Source organism: Natroniella sulfidigena (genome assembly GCF_023223645.1).
Classification (GTDB): Bacteria; Bacillota; Halanaerobiia; order Halobacteroidales; family Halobacteroidaceae; genus Natroniella; species Natroniella sulfidigena.
The window spans coordinates 236,175-252,100 of the sequence record NZ_JALKBY010000002.1 but is presented as its reverse complement, the minus strand read 5'-3'; the positions used below and the strand labels follow the sequence as shown (position 1 = coordinate 252,100).

14 protein-coding genes, 1 tRNA gene, 1 rRNA gene and 1 other annotated feature are annotated in these 15,926 nt (G+C 34.8%); all 16 genes read left to right on the top strand.

Annotated features, from left to right (window positions below; genetic code table 11):
* A 23S ribosomal RNA gene (locus MWH28_RS02555) occupies positions 1–717 on the top strand; the annotation flags it as partial.
* A gap of 137 nt (positions 718–854) precedes the next feature.
* Positions 855–930: transfer RNA gene (locus MWH28_RS02550), tRNA-Asn, on the top strand.
* A gap of 239 nt (positions 931–1,169) precedes the next feature.
* Positions 1,170–1,631 (top strand): CtsR family transcriptional regulator, encoded by a 462-nt coding sequence (locus MWH28_RS02545; RefSeq protein ID WP_248617692.1) that lies wholly within the window; start codon positions 1,170–1,172, stop codon positions 1,629–1,631.
* A gap of 1 nt (position 1,632) precedes the next feature.
* Positions 1,633–2,148, top strand: coding sequence for a UvrB/UvrC motif-containing protein (locus MWH28_RS02540; protein WP_248617691.1), 516 nt, complete (start codon positions 1,633–1,635; stop codon positions 2,146–2,148).
* Positions 2,149–2,153: 5 nt separating this feature from the next.
* Positions 2,154–3,185, top strand: a complete 1,032-nt coding sequence (locus MWH28_RS02535) for a protein arginine kinase (RefSeq protein ID WP_248617690.1) — start codon at positions 2,154–2,156, stop codon at positions 3,183–3,185.
* 15 nt (positions 3,186–3,200) lie between these two features.
* Positions 3,201–5,633 carry an ATP-dependent Clp protease ATP-binding subunit gene (locus MWH28_RS02530; RefSeq protein WP_345894743.1) on the top strand — a complete coding sequence of 811 codons (2,433 nt, stop codon included), beginning with the start codon at positions 3,201–3,203 and terminating at the stop codon, positions 5,631–5,633.
* Positions 5,634–5,732: 99 nt separating this feature from the next.
* Complete coding sequence (gene radA, locus MWH28_RS02525; protein WP_248617688.1) at positions 5,733–7,103, top strand: DNA repair protein RadA; 1,371 nt, start codon at positions 5,733–5,735, stop codon at positions 7,101–7,103.
* On the top strand, positions 7,104–8,201 hold the full coding sequence (disA, locus tag MWH28_RS02520; RefSeq protein WP_248617687.1) for a DNA integrity scanning diadenylate cyclase DisA: 1,098 nt from the start codon (positions 7,104–7,106) through the stop codon (positions 8,199–8,201).
* Between the two features lie 68 nt (positions 8,202–8,269).
* Positions 8,270–8,767 (top strand): CarD family transcriptional regulator, encoded by a 498-nt coding sequence (locus MWH28_RS02515; protein ID WP_248617686.1) that lies wholly within the window; start codon positions 8,270–8,272, stop codon positions 8,765–8,767.
* A 78-nt stretch (positions 8,768–8,845) separates the two neighbouring features.
* Positions 8,846–9,985: a PIN/TRAM domain-containing protein gene (locus tag MWH28_RS02510; RefSeq protein ID WP_248617685.1), complete on the top strand. Its 1,140-nt coding sequence runs from the start codon at positions 8,846–8,848 to the stop codon at positions 9,983–9,985.
* A 14-nt stretch (positions 9,986–9,999) separates the two neighbouring features.
* Complete coding sequence (gene ispD / locus MWH28_RS02505) at positions 10,000–10,683, top strand: 2-C-methyl-D-erythritol 4-phosphate cytidylyltransferase (protein ID WP_248617684.1); 684 nt, start codon at positions 10,000–10,002, stop codon at positions 10,681–10,683.
* A complete protein-coding gene (ispF, locus tag MWH28_RS02500) occupies positions 10,680–11,153 on the top strand; it encodes a 2-C-methyl-D-erythritol 2,4-cyclodiphosphate synthase (RefSeq protein WP_248617683.1) in 474 nt (157 codons plus the stop codon). Before ispD ends, ispF begins: the two co-directional genes overlap by 4 nt.
* A 9-nt stretch (positions 11,154–11,162) precedes the next feature.
* On the top strand, positions 11,163–11,936 hold the full coding sequence (locus tag MWH28_RS02495) for a HutP family protein (RefSeq protein ID WP_248617682.1): 774 nt from the start codon (positions 11,163–11,165) through the stop codon (positions 11,934–11,936).
* A gap of 53 nt (positions 11,937–11,989) precedes the next feature.
* Positions 11,990–13,447, top strand: coding sequence for a glutamate--tRNA ligase (gltX, locus tag MWH28_RS02490; protein ID WP_248617681.1), 1,458 nt, complete (start codon positions 11,990–11,992; stop codon positions 13,445–13,447).
* Positions 13,448–13,457: 10 nt separating this feature from the next.
* Positions 13,458–13,674, top strand: a binding site (T-box leader).
* Between the two features lie 155 nt (positions 13,675–13,829).
* On the top strand, positions 13,830–14,507 hold the full coding sequence (cysE, locus tag MWH28_RS02485) for a serine O-acetyltransferase (protein WP_248617680.1): 678 nt from the start codon (positions 13,830–13,832) through the stop codon (positions 14,505–14,507).
* Positions 14,488–15,918: a cysteine--tRNA ligase gene (cysS, locus tag MWH28_RS02480; RefSeq protein ID WP_248617679.1), complete on the top strand. Its 1,431-nt coding sequence runs from the start codon at positions 14,488–14,490 to the stop codon at positions 15,916–15,918. The genes cysE and cysS overlap by 20 nt, the downstream gene beginning before the upstream one ends.
* Positions 15,919–15,926 lie beyond the last annotated feature (8 nt).

Sequence of the window (15,926 nt, the reverse complement as noted above, 5' to 3'; positions counted from 1 at the left end):
ATGTGCCGGAATTCTAACCATGCACTGTTATCCAGTGTTGGAACAGTTTCAGATGGGCAGTTTGACTGGGGCGGTCGACTCCTAAAGAGTAACGGAGTCGCCCCAAGGTTCCCTCAGTGCGGTCGGAAATCGCACGCAGAGTGTAAAGGCAGAAGGGAGCTTGACTGCAAGAGCTACAACTCGAGCAGGTACGAAAGTAGGGCTTAGTGATCCGACGGTAGAGTATGGAATTGCCGTCGCTCAACGGATAAAAGTTACCCCGGGGATAACAGGCTTATCTCCCCCAAGAGTTCACATCGACGGGGAGGTTTGGCACCTCGATGTCGGCTCGTCGCATCCTGGAGCTGAAGCAGGTTCCAAGGGTTTGGCTGTTCGCCAATTAAAGCGGTACGCGAGCTGGGTTCAGAACGTCGTGAGACAGTTCGGTCCCTATCCGTCGTGGGCGTAGGATATTTGAAGGGAGCTGTCCCTAGTACGAGAGGACCGGGATGGACGTACCTCTGATGTACCAGTTGTCTACCAAGGGCATTGCTGGGTAGTCAAGTACGGATTTGATAAACGCTGAAAGCATCTAAGCGTGAAGCTAACCTTAAGATAAGATATCCCATAGAGTGAATCTAGTAAGATCCCTGATAGACTATCAGGTAGATAGGCCAGAGGTATAAGGATGGTAACATCTTCAGCTGACTGGTACTAATAGATCGAGGGCTTAATCTAGAAATATCTATTGTGCAGTTTTGAATGTATAAAAAACATTTAATACTGAATAATGAAGATTGAATAGTTAAATACTAATATTAGTTTAATTATTAAATATTCATTATTAAATGTTAAATACTAATTAAATACGTTGTTCCCCGATAGCTCAGTTGGTAGAGCGAGTGGCTGTTAACCACTTTGTCGTAGGTTCGAGTCCTACTCGGGGAGCCATTGTTTTTTAGATACCTAAATTTAGTAAAAGGGTATCTTTTTTTGTTGTTAAGTAAAAAATAATTAGTAGAAAAATTTAGATTTTAGCTAAAAATAAGAGGAAATCTTATTTTTTTTAATTTAATCTTTTTTTTTAAGTAATATTGCTTGATAATAATCCTTGCAAAAGAATACTCTAAATATAGTATAATATAATTAAAGTCAGTAATAGTCAGACTTTCTGGGAGGGAGATAACAGCATGAGTAGCCTTTCAGACCAAATTGCAAACTATTTAAAAAAGCTATTAGAGCATAATAATATTATTAGGGTTCAACGAAGTCAGTTAGCTAGTAGATTTAGTTGTGTTCCATCTCAAATTAATTACGTGTTGAATACTAGGTTTACTTTAGAAAAAGGTTATATAATTGATAGTCAAAGAGGTGGTAATGGTTATATTCAAATTACTAAAGTAGATTCAGATTTAAGTTATAATATTATTGAAACATTGTATAATGAAATAGGGAGCCAAATTGATCAGTTGACTGCATACAATATTATTGATCGTTTAGCTGAAGAAGAAATTATTACTTCAAGTGAACAGAAGTTGCTGAAGGCTGTAGTTAATAGGCAGAATATTGGTCTAAAAATACCACTGCGAGATATAGTAAGAGCTCAATTGTTAAAGGGTGTTTTACGAGTATTAATTAAAAAGGAGGGGTAAAATGCTATGTCAAGAGTGCCAAGAAAAAGAGGCATCGGTCCATGTAACTAAAATTATTAATAATAAGAAGCAAGAGTTATATTTTTGTAAAGAGTGTGCTCAAGCAACTGGTGAATTAAAATTTGGGTCTGATTTTTCCTTTAATAATTTATTGACTGGTCTTTTAAATAGCAAGCCTCATTCTCATCATCAGATAAATTTGTCGAGTAAACAATTAAGATGTAGTAATTGTGATTTGAGTTATCAAGAATTTAGCCATAATGGGCGTTTAGGTTGTAGCCAATGTTATGACTATTTCGGTGATAAAATTAATAAGATTTTACGAAGGATTCATAGTAGTAATCGCCATACAGGTAAAATTCCTAAAAGAATTGGAGAGAATGTAAGAGTTAAAAGAAAGATTAATAATTTAAAGGAAGAGATGGGGCAGGCAGTAGCTAAAGAGGAGTTTGAAAGAGCAGCAGTTTTGAGGGATGAAATTAAGGAGTTGGAAGATAGATTGGATAATAGGGGGTGAAGAGTATGGAAGAGAAGATTATGAATCAATGGATGAAAGAATTAGGGCCAAATTCTGATGTTGTGGTCAGTAGTAGAGTTAGGTTGGCCCGTAATGTTAGTGATTTAAGTTTTACTCACCATGCTAGTAATGAAGAGTTGAAGCAGGTAGGAAGTAAAGTTGAACAGTTATTGGAAGAGGATGATCACTTTCAACTTGAACTAATTGGTATAGATAGTTTATCAGAGTTTGAAAGAAAGATGTTGGTAGAAAAACATCTGATCAGTCCTGAGCATACCCAAACTAATAAACATAAAGCAGTTGCATTATCTGAAGATGAGACAATCAGTTTAATGGTTAATGAAGAGGATCATTTAAGGGTGCAAGTATTATTACCTGGATTACAGATAGAAGAAGCTTGGAGTGTAGCAGATCGATTAGATAATCATATAGAAGATCAGATAGATATAGCTTTTGCTGAAGAGTATGGATATTTGACTGCTTGTCCAACCAATGTAGGGACTGGTTTGAGAGTTTCAATTATGGTTCATTTACCTGCTTTAAATATGGTTAATCGAGTTGAAAAGTTGATGTCAGCTATTTCACAATTAGGATTGGCGGTTAGAGGTTTATATGGGGAAGGAACTGAGACAGTAGGAAATTTATATCAGATTTCTAACCAGGTGACTTTAGGACATTCAGAAGAAGAAATAAGAGAAAACTTATTAGAGGTAACTCAACAAATTATTGAACAGGAGAAGAATGCTCGTAAGTTGTTATTACAAGAACAAGAGGTAAGTGTTAAAAATAAAGTCTATCGTGCTCATGGGATTTTAACACATGCTTATAGTATTTCAATAGAGGAAGCAATGGAATTAATTTCTAATGTAAGATTAGGAATTGATTTGGGTATAATAAAAAGGATAGAGCCAACAATTTTGAATCAATTGATGGTGATGATTAGACCGGCTACTTTACAACTGACTAAAGGGCAGAAGTTATCAATTGAAGAAAGAGAGATCTATCGAGCTGAGTTGATTAAAGAATTATTAGACTAAGGGGGGGTTAATGTGATTTTTGGAAGGTTTACTGAAAAAGCTCGTAAGGTAATGGCTTTTTCTCAAGAAGAAGCTAGAGAATTTAATCATAACTATGTAGGAACAGAACATTTATTGTTAGGATTACTTAAAGAAGGGGAAGGAGTAGCAGCTAAAGTATTAGAAAATAGCAAATTTAATTTAGAGAAGTTGAGAGCTAGGGTTAAAGATATTATTGGAACTGGAAATGATGAAGTTGAAAGTGATAGCTTACCGTTTACTCCTCGAACTAAAAAAGTTTTAAATCTTTCTTTAGAAGAAGCTCGGCGATTAGGACATAATTATGTAGGAACGGAACATTTGCTATTAGGTTTGCTTAAAGAGGGAGAAGGAGTAGCAGCACGAATTTTAAAAGAAGAAGGAGCAGATTTTGATAAGATAAAGCAAGAGGTTATCAAGTTGTTAGGTGGTGCTAAAAAGGGACGTAAGAAAAAAAGAGGCGGATATCAAAACGGTAGAAGTTTAGATAAATTCACGACAGATTTAACTAACCTTGCAGCTGAAGATAAATTAGATCCTGTTATTGGAAGGAGTAAGGAGATAGAACGAGTAATTCAAATTTTGAGTCGGCGTAAAAAGAATAATCCTTGCTTAATTGGAGAGCCAGGGGTAGGGAAGACAGCTATTGCAGAAGGGTTGGCCCAAAGAATAGTTGAGGGGGAAGTTCCTGAACTGTTAAATGAGAAGAAAATCTTGGCTTTGGACTTAGGTTCACTACTAGCAGGATCTAAGTATAGAGGAGAGTTTGAAAAGCGATTAAAGGCAGTTATGAAAGAGATTGAAGATTCTGGTGATATAATCTTATTTATTGATGAATTGCATACTTTAGTTGGAGCTGGTGGAGCAGAAGGAGCAATTGATGCTGCTAATATTTTAAAGCCAGCTTTAGCTAGAGGAGAGCTGCAGACAATAGGAGCAACTACTTTAGATGAATATCGTAAATATATTGAGAAGGATGCAGCTTTAGAGAGGAGATTTCAATCTATTTTAGTAGAGGAACCTTCTGTAGAGGATACTGAAAAGATTTTAGAAGGTTTACGAGATGTTTATGAGGCACATCATCGAGTTAAGATTACAGATGAAGCTATTTCTGCTGCAGCTGAGCTTTCTCATCGTTATGTAAGTGATCGTTTCTTACCTGATAAAGCAATTGATTTAATTGATGAAGCTGGTTCTCAGATAAAGTTACAGCAAAATACAGCACCTAATGAAATTAAAGATTTAGAAAAAAGGTTAGAAAGAATTGAGCAAGAAAAAGAAGCTGCTATTGAAGCTCAGGAGTTTGAAGAGGCCGCTAGCTTGAGGGATCAAGAACAAGATGCAAAAGATGAGCTAGAAAAGATAAAATTAGAGTGGAAGAATGAAAAAGGAATGAGTGAGACTGTTATTACTAGAGAGACTATAGCACAGATTGTTTCTGATTGGACAGGAATTCCAGTTACAAAGTTGGCCCAAGAAGAATCAGAAAAACTGCTTAATCTAGAAGAGGAATTGCACCGCAGGGTTGTAGGTCAAGATGAAGCAGTCCAAGCGGTTTCACAAGCAATTAGAAGGGCAAGAGCAGGATTGAAAGATCCTAAGCGTCCAATTGGTTCATTTATCTTTTTAGGGCCAACAGGAGTCGGAAAGACAGAATTAGCTAAAAGCTTAGCAGAAGTAATGTTTGATGATGAAGATGCTATGATTAGAGTTGACATGTCAGAATATATGGAAAAGCACGCTGTTTCTAGATTAGTTGGTTCTCCTCCAGGATATGTAGGTCATGAAGAAGGTGGTCAGTTGACGGAGCAGGTTAGAAGAAGACCTTACTCAGTTATTTTACTGGATGAGATTGAAAAAGCTCACCCAGAAGCCTTTAATATTTTATTACAGATGTTAGAAGATGGTCAACTGACAGATGCTCAGGGAAGAACTGTTGACTTTAAGAATACAATGATCATTATGACTTCAAATGTTGGAGCAGATTTGATTCAGAGTAAGTCAGGAGGAGTTGGATTCAAAGCAGTTGAAACTGATATAGAGAATAGGGAATACGAAGAAATGAAAGAGATGGTTAAATCAAAATTAAAGGATACTTTCAGACCAGAGTTTTTAAATAGATTAGATGAAATAATTGTTTTTCATGCTCTTTCTAAAGAAGATATTAAAGAGATTGTTGATTTAATGTTAGAGGAGTTAGAAGAAAGATTAGGAGTAAAAGATATTAAATTAGAAGTCACTGAAGCAGCTAAGGAGTTAATCGCTGAAGAAGGATATGATAAGGAGTTTGGAGCGAGACCCTTACGAAGAGCAATTAGACGTTTAGTAGAAAATTCTTTAGCAGAACATTTTCTAGCTGATGAGTTTAATAATGGGGATCAAATAAAAGTTGACTGTCAAAATGAAGAACTTCAATTTGATAAAGTTTAACTTCAAGAAAGCAGGTAATACCTGCTTTCTTAATTTCCTTGTTAAATCAGCCCAAAAATGTTATAATAAAGGTTAAGTCTATTGTGGATAGGTGGTTTTATGGCGAAAAATAAGCGAAGATATGTTTGTCAAGAATGTGGTTACAAAGCATTGAAGTGGAGTGGGAAGTGCCCAAGTTGTAATAGTTGGAATACATTAACAGAGACGATCATTGATCAAAAACGCAAGAAAAAAGAGGAGAAATTAGTGACTGATGCTATTCCTCAGCAGATAGATGAGATTGAAATCACTACTGAAGATAGGATTAAAACAGATTTTACAGAGTTAGATCGAGTGTTAGGAGGGGGAGTTGTAACAGGATCTTTAACATTAATCGGCGGAGATCCAGGTATTGGAAAATCAACCCTCTTATTACAGACCGCTTATAACATTACTCAACAAAATAAGAAAGTATTATATGTTTCTGGTGAAGAATCTGAAAGGCAGATTAAATTAAGGGCTGATCGTTTAAAAACAGTTAATTCTGAATTATATATTCTAGCAGAAACTAACTTATTATCAATTATTAAAAATAGTAAACAATTAAAACCAGAGTTAATAATTATAGATTCAATTCAAACTATTTATAATCCGCAATTGGAGTCAGCACCTGGTAGTGTTAGTCAGGTAAGAGAGTGTACGGGACGATTAATGCACTTAGCTAAGAAAGAAGAAATTTCAATTGTCTTAATTGGTCATGTGACTAAAGAAGGTTCTATAGCTGGCCCGAGGACATTAGAGCATATGGTAGATACTGTATTGTATTTTGAGGGAGATTCTAATCATATTTATCGAATTTTAAGAGCTGTTAAGAATCGGTTTGGATCTACAAATGAGATTGGAATTTTTACAATGGAGCAAGAGGGGTTAACAGAAGTATTGAATCCTTCTCAAGTCTTTATTGAAGAAAGACCACAAGAGGTTCCTGGTTCTGTAGTGATTCCTTGTCTGGAGGGAACTAGACCAATTTTGATTGAGTTACAAGCTTTAGTAGGAGCAGCTAACTTTGGAACTCCAAGCCGAATGACAACTGGAATTGATCATAAAAGAGTTTCTTTATTATTAGCAGTTTTAGAAAAGAGACTAGGTTTACATATTCAAGGACAAGATATTTATATTAATATTGTAGGAGGATTCCAAGTCAATGAGCCAGCAGTTGATTTAGGAATAATTGTGGCTATTGTATCCAGTTTTAGAGATTTGGTTGTACCTAAAAATGTCGCTGTAGTTGGGGAAGTAGGATTATCTGGTGAAATAAGAGCTGTTAACCAGATTGAAAAGAGAGTAATCGAAGCAAGTAAATTAGGTTTTAGAGAATTTATTATTCCCAAAAGTAACTTAGAGTCATTGACAAACCTTGATGATGATTTAAAGGTTAATGCAGTTAGAGATATTAGAGAAGTATTAGATTTTATTCTGGGAGGGGAATAAATGTCTAGTTTATCTAAGGATGAAAAATTTTCTGAAATATTAAAGTTAATTGCTCCTGGAACTTCTTTTAGGGAAGGCTTGGAGAATATACTGCGAGCAAAGACTGGAGCATTAATTGTTGTAGGTGATAGTGAGGAAGTTTTAGGAGCGGTTGATGGTGGATTTAATATTAATGCTGAAGCAACACCTACCAGATTATATGAACTAGCAAAGATGGATGGAGCTATTGTTTTAAGTAGTGATACAGAAAGAATTTTATGTGCTAATGCACAATTAGTTCCTGATCCTTCAATTTCTTCAGTAGAGACTGGTACTAGGCATAGAACTGCAGAGCGGATATCTAAACAAACAGGAGAATTAGTTATTTCAATTTCGCAAAGAAGAGATATAATTACATTATATAAAAATGATAAAAAATATATCCTTGAAGATATTAGGGTTATTTTAACTAAAGCTAATCAAGCTATACAAACATTAGAGAAGTATAGAAGTGTATTAGATCAAGCCCTGACCAATTTGAGTGCTTTAGAATTTGAAGATTTAGTTACTGTTTCCGAAGTAGTAACTGTAATTCAACGAGCAGAGATGGTATTAAGGATTGGTAATGAAATTGAAAGGTATATCAATGAATTAGGCAATGAAGGGCGTTTAATCAAGATGCAGTTAAAAGAGTTAGTAGCCAATGTAAAAGATGAAGGATTATTAATTATTAAAGATTATGAAGCACAGGTAGAAGAGCAAGATGATGAAAAAGTTGAAGATGATGAAGAGGATATTTTTGATAAAATATCAGATAGTTCTTCGGATGAATTATTAAGTCTATCATCAATTAGTAAACATTTGGGTTATGGGGGAAATATGAGTGCCTTGGATTTATCAGTCTCCCCTAGGGGGTATAGACTATTAAGAAAGATACCCAGGTTGCCAATGAGTGTGATTGAGAATTTAGTTGCTTCTTTTGGAGATTTTCAGGAGATACTTAATGCTTCAATTGATGAATTGGATGATGTTGATGGAGTTGGGGAAGTTAGAGCACAGGCAATTAAAGAAGGATTAAAGAGGTTACGAGATCAAGTCTTATTGGATCGACATATTTAATTGATATAAGGCTTTAAATATGATATAATAAATTGGGATGATTATGTATTGAATGGAGGGTTATATTAATGTTTGAAATTGGGGACAAGATTGTCTATCCGAATCATGGAGCTGGAACTATTGTAGATGTAGAAGAGAAAGAGATTTTAGGTGAAACAAAACAATATTATATCATGAAATTGCCAATCGGTGAAATGAAGGTTATGATTCCTAAAGATAATGTAGAAGAGATTGGGTTAAGGAATGTAATAGATAAAGAGGTTGTACCACATGTTTACGAAGTCTTAGAAGGAAAGCAGAGTGAGATGTCTCAAAATTGGAATCGTCGCTATCGAGCTAATACGGAAAAAATAAAGACGGGAGATATTTTTGAGGTAGCTGAGGTTGTTAGAAACCTCACTATACGTGATATAGTAAAAGGATTATCTACTGGTGAAAAGAAGATGTTGAGTAATTCAAGACAGATTTTGATCAGTGAGTTAGTTTTAACAGAAGATAAGACAGAGGAAGAGATTGAAACTAAAATTGATGAGATTTTTGCTGAACAAGATTTTGAAGAAGAATAATAACGTCAGGATAGCCTGACGTTTATTTTTCGATTGTTTTCAGTTGAAATGTTGGTTTTTTAGTAAGGAGGTGAATAGATGTTAAATAAGTTATGGAGAGGGTTTTTGGTTGTAGTAGGGGCAGCTTTAGGATATCAAGCTATTCTTTTTTTAGGTTTAGCAGAAGAATTTAGTTTTGATTTACAAAGTATTATTACTAATAATGGATTTTATGGATTAATAATTGGTGGACTAATAGGATTTATATTATTACCTATAATAATTAATAAGTTTGTACAGGGTGTCTTGAGCTTTGAAAGTAGGCTAGAGACAATTCCGATCAAGGATATAGTATCTGGCATAATAGGTTTAATTCTTGGGTTATTATTAGGAATATTAATAATTAGAGCTTTTTCTATTTCTGCTATACCTAGTTTTGGATTTGTATTACAACTTGCTATTAATTTAAGTCTTGCTTATTTAGGATGGAATCTAGCAATTAAGAAGAGGGATGAATTATTTGGTATTATAGCTAAATCAAACTTTAAATTTAGAGGTAACAGTGATGAAAGTGATGATAAAAAAGATATTGAGCAAGATCATGGGCAGGAAGATAATAAATTACAAGCTACTTATAAAATTTTAGATACTAGTGCAATTATTGATGGTAGAATAGCTGATTTATGCCAGACTTCATTTTTAGAAGGAGTACTAATAATTCCAGAATTTGTTCTAGAGGAACTTCAACATATTGCTGATTCGTCTGATTTATTGAAAAGGAATCGAGGTAGAAGGGGATTAGATATCTTAAAGATGATTCAGAAAGAATTAGAGATTCCTGTTGAAATTTATGATCATGACTTTAATGAAATTGATGAGGTGGATAGTAAGTTAGTTAAGTTAGCTAAGTTATTAGAAGGCAAGATTATTACTAATGACTATAATTTAAATAAGGTAGCTGAGGTACAAGGTGTATCAGTTCTGAATATAAATGAATTAGCTAATGCTGTTAAGCCTGTAGTATTACCTGGTGAAGAGATGGAAGTCAAGATTATTAAAGATGGAAAAGAGCCAGGGCAAGGTGTAGGTTATTTAGATGATGGTACAATGATTGTAGTCGATGATGCTAAGGAACACATTGGAGAAAAGATAGATATATTAGTGACTAGTGTATTACAGACTGCAGCGGGAAGAATGATCTTTGCTAAACCTAAGCTGGCTGAAGAACAAGTATTGTAAATGGGGGAGAAATGATGAAAGTAAGTGTAATAATTCCTGCAGCGGGCCAAGGAAAACGGATGAGAACAGCTAAAAACAAACAATTTTTATTATTAGATGATCGACCAATCATTGCTCATACGGTCGATAAATTTAATATTGAAGAGGTTGATGAGATTATTTTGGTGGTTAAAGAAGAAGAGCAGGATTACTGCCACGAAATAATAGAAGATTATCAATTGAAAGTAGATCAATTAGTATATGGGGGTAAAACACGCCAAGAATCTGTTTATAACGGATTACAAAAAGTTACTGCAAAAAGTGAGTTAGTATTGATTCATGATGGAGCCAGACCATTATTGACAAAAAGAATGATTCGCAATATAATTAAAGAAGCTAAAAGTCATCAGGCAGTAATAACAGGAGTAGCAGTTAAAGACACAATCAAAGTGATTAATCATGAACAACTGGTAATTAATACTCCAGATCGATCTAGATTGGTTGCTATTCAAACTCCACAAGCTTTTAAAAAAGATTTGATTTTAAAAGCTTATACTAAAGCAAGTGAAGAAGGTTATTTCGGTACTGATAGTGCTAGTTTAGTAGAGCGTTTAAATAGACCTGTCAAAGTAATTGAAGGGTCTTATCAAAATTTAAAGGTCACTACTCCTGAAGATTTAGAATTTGCTGAAAAGATCTTAGCTAGGAGACAAAGATGAAGGTAGGATTAGGTTATGATGTTCATCGGTTAGCAGAGGGAGAAGAGTTGATCTTAGGTGGAGTTGAAATCGATCATTCTTTAGGTTTAGTTGGTCACTCTGATGCAGATGTATTATTGCATGCGATTAAAGATGCATTATTAGGAGCGATTGGAGCAGGAGATATTGGTTCTCACTTTCCTGATGATGACCCCCAATACCGTGGTATTTCTAGTCTGTTATTATTAGATCAAGTAATGGATTCAGTTTTAGAAGCAGGATTTGAAGTCAATAATTTAGATACTGTCATTATTGCTCAGCAGCCTAAGTTGGCACCTTATCTTCCAGAGATGAAGAACAAGATAGCTCAAAGGTTACAAGTAGAAGTTGAACAGGTTAATCTTAAGGCGACAACAACTGAAAGATTAGGGTTTATAGGCCAAGGAGAGGGAATTGCTGCTCAAGCAATAGTGAGTATAAATGAAAGGTAGGTTGTATTCATGTTAGTTAAAGAATTAATGAGTCAAGATGTGATTGCAATTGATCCCGAAATTACAATGGAAGAAGCTCAAAGATTAATGAATGTCAATAGTATTGGTAGGTTAGTTGTTGTTGAGGATGAAAAAGTAATTGGTATTATAACAGATGGAGATCTAGTTCAACAAAATGATTTAAATATTTCAATTAAAGAATTAATGACTCATGAAGTGATTTCTGTCTTTGAAGATGATACTGTGCAAGAAGTAGCACGGATATTATCTGATAATGGTATCGGCGGGGTACCTGTCTTAAATAAAGAAGAACAATTAGTAGGAATTGTTACTGCAGAAGATATTGTGTCTGGTTATGTGAAACAAGAAGAGGGTAAAGCTAAATTATCACCGGAGAGTTCAGCTATTTACTTAGCTATGACCCGGAGTAGAGAATATGAAAATTACTGGTTAGATAAGATTAGGGGATATAATTATAAAGTAGCAATTACTCAAACAGGGGCCAACGCTGAAAATTTACCGATTAAGTTACGAGAGAGTATGACTGTAGCTGCTATTGCTCGTGGAGTTATTAAAGAGAATTTCAAAGAAAAGATGGCTGTATCTAATGCAGTTAAAGATGCTTATACCCAACTTAATTTGGTTAATCCAGGTTTGGGTGGAGGTTTTAAAGTCTCTATTGTTAGAGGTAGAGGAAGAGTAGCAGTAGCTGTTTTTGGTAAATTTGGACATGCTTTAGTTGATGGTCCAGAGCAGTTAGCAGTCGGGATGAGTGTAATATAAAATAATTTCAAAATAAATTCAGGTTAAAATTGTTGTAGAGGAAGGGGAAGAAAATGAGTGATATTAGAGTAAGGTTTGCTCCAAGTCCTACGGGGCAGATACATATTGGAAATATTAGAACAGCTTTATTTAATTATTTATTTGCTAAAAAAAATAATGGTACATTTATTTTAAGGGTTGAAGATACTGACCAAGAACGATCTACTAGTGAATTTGAAGAAGTAATTCAACAAGAGATGAATTGGTTAGGTCTAAACTGGGATGAAGGAGTTCAAGTTGGAGGAGATTATGGCCCATATCGGCAGATGGAAAGATTAGATTTATACCAAGAATATATCGAGCAATTACTAGAGCATGATCTTGCTTATCGTTGTTATTGTACACCGGAAGAATTAGAAGAGATGAGAGAAAAGCAGCGCAAAAATGATGAAGCACCTAGATATAATGGAAAGTGTAGAAATTTAACTGTAGCAGAAAGAGAAGAGCTAGAAGATGAAGGTCGAGAATCAGTAGTTAGATTTAAAGTTCCTCAGCAAGAAGAAGAGATTGTCATTGATGATGCAGTAAAAGGGGATGTTTCCTTCAGTAGTGAAGTAATTGATGATTTTGTAATTGTTAAATCTGATGGAATACCAACTTATAATTTTGCAGTTGTGGTTGATGATCATTTAATGGAAATTAGCCATGTAATTAGAGGTGAAGATCACTTATCTAATACTCCAAAGCAGCAACTATTATATGATGCGTTAGAATGGGAAGCACCGCAATTTGCTCATTTATCAATGATCTTAGGATCAGATAAATCAAAGCTAAGTAAGCGTAGTGGAGAAGCTTATGTTTATGTTAGTCAGTATCGAGAGAAGGGTTATTTACCAGAGGCATTGATTAACTTTTTAGCTTTATTAGGTTGGTCTCCTGATGGTGAAGAAGAATTATTTACTGAAGAAGAAATTATTGAGCAGTTTTCTCTAGCGGGGGTAACTAAGAGTCCAGCTGTCTTTGATGTGGAAAAATTAAATTGGATGAATGGAATGTATATTAGAAATGCTGATTTGAAGCGAATAGTTGAGCTAGCGATTCCTTATTTAGAAGAAGCTGGATATGACCTAGAAGATAAATCTAGTGAGTGGATTGAATTGGTGATTGATACTGTACGGGGTTCTATAGATTATATAGCAGAAATTACTGAACATGTTGACCTATTCTTTGGTGAGGTTGAGTATGAGGATTATGATCAAGTGGTTGAAACTTTTAGAGAAGACCAGGTAGATTTAGTATTAGAAACATTGAAAGAGAAAGTGACTGCTTTAGAATCATTAACTCCTCAGGCAGTAAAAGGGATGCTAAAAGAAGCAATGAATGAGTTACCTGTAGGAGGAAGATTATTTTATCATCCGTTAAGGTTTGCTTTAACTGGTCAAGGTTCAGGCCCTGAACTTTATAATATTATTGCAATTTTAGGTGAAGAAGAAGTAATTAATCGTTTAGATAAAGCTTTAGGATTGATTTAAAGAATAGAGATTAACAGCAATGATAGGGATTAGTAAACTAAGATTCTTTTTTGATAGAGAGAAGATATCAGAGGCTGAAAATATCTTTAAAAAGATTAGTTGAATGCCCCCTTAAGCTAAATAACTGAAGGATAATAAGTAGGTTATTTCGTCTAATCAGCGTTAATTGATTGTAAAGGGAGTTTAAGTAGCTAAACAGAGTGGAACCGCGGCCTTTCGTCTCTGAATCAAGAGATGGAAGGCTTTTTCAATTGATATTAGTGTAACTTATAATTTATAATGAATAGGATAGGGTACGATTAACTTCATTGATTGCTTGTAAAGATTTATAATTGTATATTTTTGGAGGAGAGATTTGGATTAAGTAGCGGGAGGTGTGAAGGTGTTTGAGGAGATTAAAAATGATATCAAAGTTATATTTGAACGTGATCCAGCAGCTAGTAATTTACTTGAAGTTTTATTAACCTATTCTGGCTTACATGCAATTATATTTCATAGAATTGCTCATCCATTGTATAATTTAGGTTTAAGAACAATTCCTAGGTTAATATCTCAATTTGGTCGTTTCTTAACTGGGGTTGAAATTCATCCCGGAGCCCAGATAGGATCAGGTTTATTTATTGATCATGGGATGGGGGTTGTAATTGGAGAGACTACAGAAATTGGTGATAATGTTACTATTTATCAAGGGGTTACCTTAGGGGGAACGGGAAAAGAGACTGGAAAAAGACACCCCACCTTAGGGGATAATGTGATGGTCAGTGCAGGAGCTAAGATCTTAGGATCGATTGAGATTGGTAATAATGTAAAAGTAGGAGCAGGAGCAGTTGTATTAAAACCAGTACCTGATAATTGTACGGTGGTTGGAATTCCGGGCAAGGTTGTAGTTAGAAATGGTGAGAAGATTCAACAAGGAGAAGATTGTATTGATCTAGACCATGCTGATTTACCTGATCCAGTGCAAGAGATGTTAGAATGTATAAGTAGGAGAATAAAGAGATTAGAAGAGCAGAATAATAATAAAGGAAGGAGTGGAAGAGGTGACGTTAAGAGTTTATAATACTTTAACAGGAAGTAAGGAAGAGTTTGAAACTATAGAAGAAGGAAAGGTTAAGATTTATTCTTGCGGGCCAACAGTCTATGATTATTTTCATATTGGTAATGCTCGAGCTTTTGTTGTGCCAGATATTATTAAGCGTTATTTAGAATATAAGGGTTATCAGGTGACACATGTACTCAATTTTACTGATGTTGATGATAAGATGATCAAGCGTGCTGATGAAGAAGGTATTAATATTCAGCAGTTAGCTGATAGATTTATTACTGCTTTTTTTGAGGATGCTCAAGCATTAAATCTTAAGAAAGCTGATTTTTATCCTCAAGCTACAGAGCATATTTCAGAAATGATAGAGTTGATTAAAGATCTGCTTACAAAAGACTATGCGTATCAAAGTGAAGGAGATGTCTACTTTAGAATTGAGAAGTTTGATGATTATGGTAAACTATCGAAACAGAAAGTAGAAGACTTAGAAGCAGGAGCAAGGGTAGATGTTAGCAATAAAAAAGAAAATCCATTAGACTTTACCTTATGGAAAAGAGCATCAGAAGAGCCTAGGTGGGATAGTCCGTGGGGAGCAGGTAGACCAGGCTGGCATCTTGAGTGTTCAGTAATGTCAAGGAAGTATCTTGGTGATCGATTTGATATTCATACTGGTGGGGTTGATTTGGTATTTCCTCATCATGAAAATGAAATTGCTCAAAGCGAAGCTTGTTGTGGTCAGCAAGTAGTTAATTATTGGCTCCATAATGGTTATATTAATATCGATGGAGAGAAGATGTCTAAGTCACTAGGTAATTTCTTTACAACACGAGAAATATTGAGTAAATATCCAGCTAAAGTAGTAAGATTATTTTTGATTGCTAAGCATTATCGTAGTCCAATTAATTTTAGTGATCAGGAACTAGAGAATACAGCTACTGGGTTAGCTAGATTAGAAAATGCTATAGAGAAGATCAATTATCTAGTAGAGCAAGAAGCAGTAGCTGGTCAATTAGATGGAACTGAATTAAAAGAGTTAGCCACGGAGAAGAAAGAGAAGTTTATGGCAGCGATGGATGATGACTTTAATACTGCTTTAGCAATTGGTGCATTATATGAGCTGGCTAAAGAGGTCAATCGGTTTGTTAATAGTGAAGATTTTGAATTAACTCAGTCAGTTAAGGAAGTATTAGTTGAGATTGAGCAATTATTTAAAGAATTAGGAGAAGATGTTTTAGGGATTGAATTAACTGCAGAAGCAGGTAAGGATGAACAGTTAGTAGATTCATTAGTTGAGTTATTATTGGATGTCAGAGAAGAAGCTAGAGAGAAGCAAGAATATCAACTAGCAGATCAAATTCGAGATCGACTCAGTGAGTTAGGAGTAGAAGTTAAGGATACGCCTCAAGGTTCACAGTGGAAATTGAGTTAGGAGGTAAG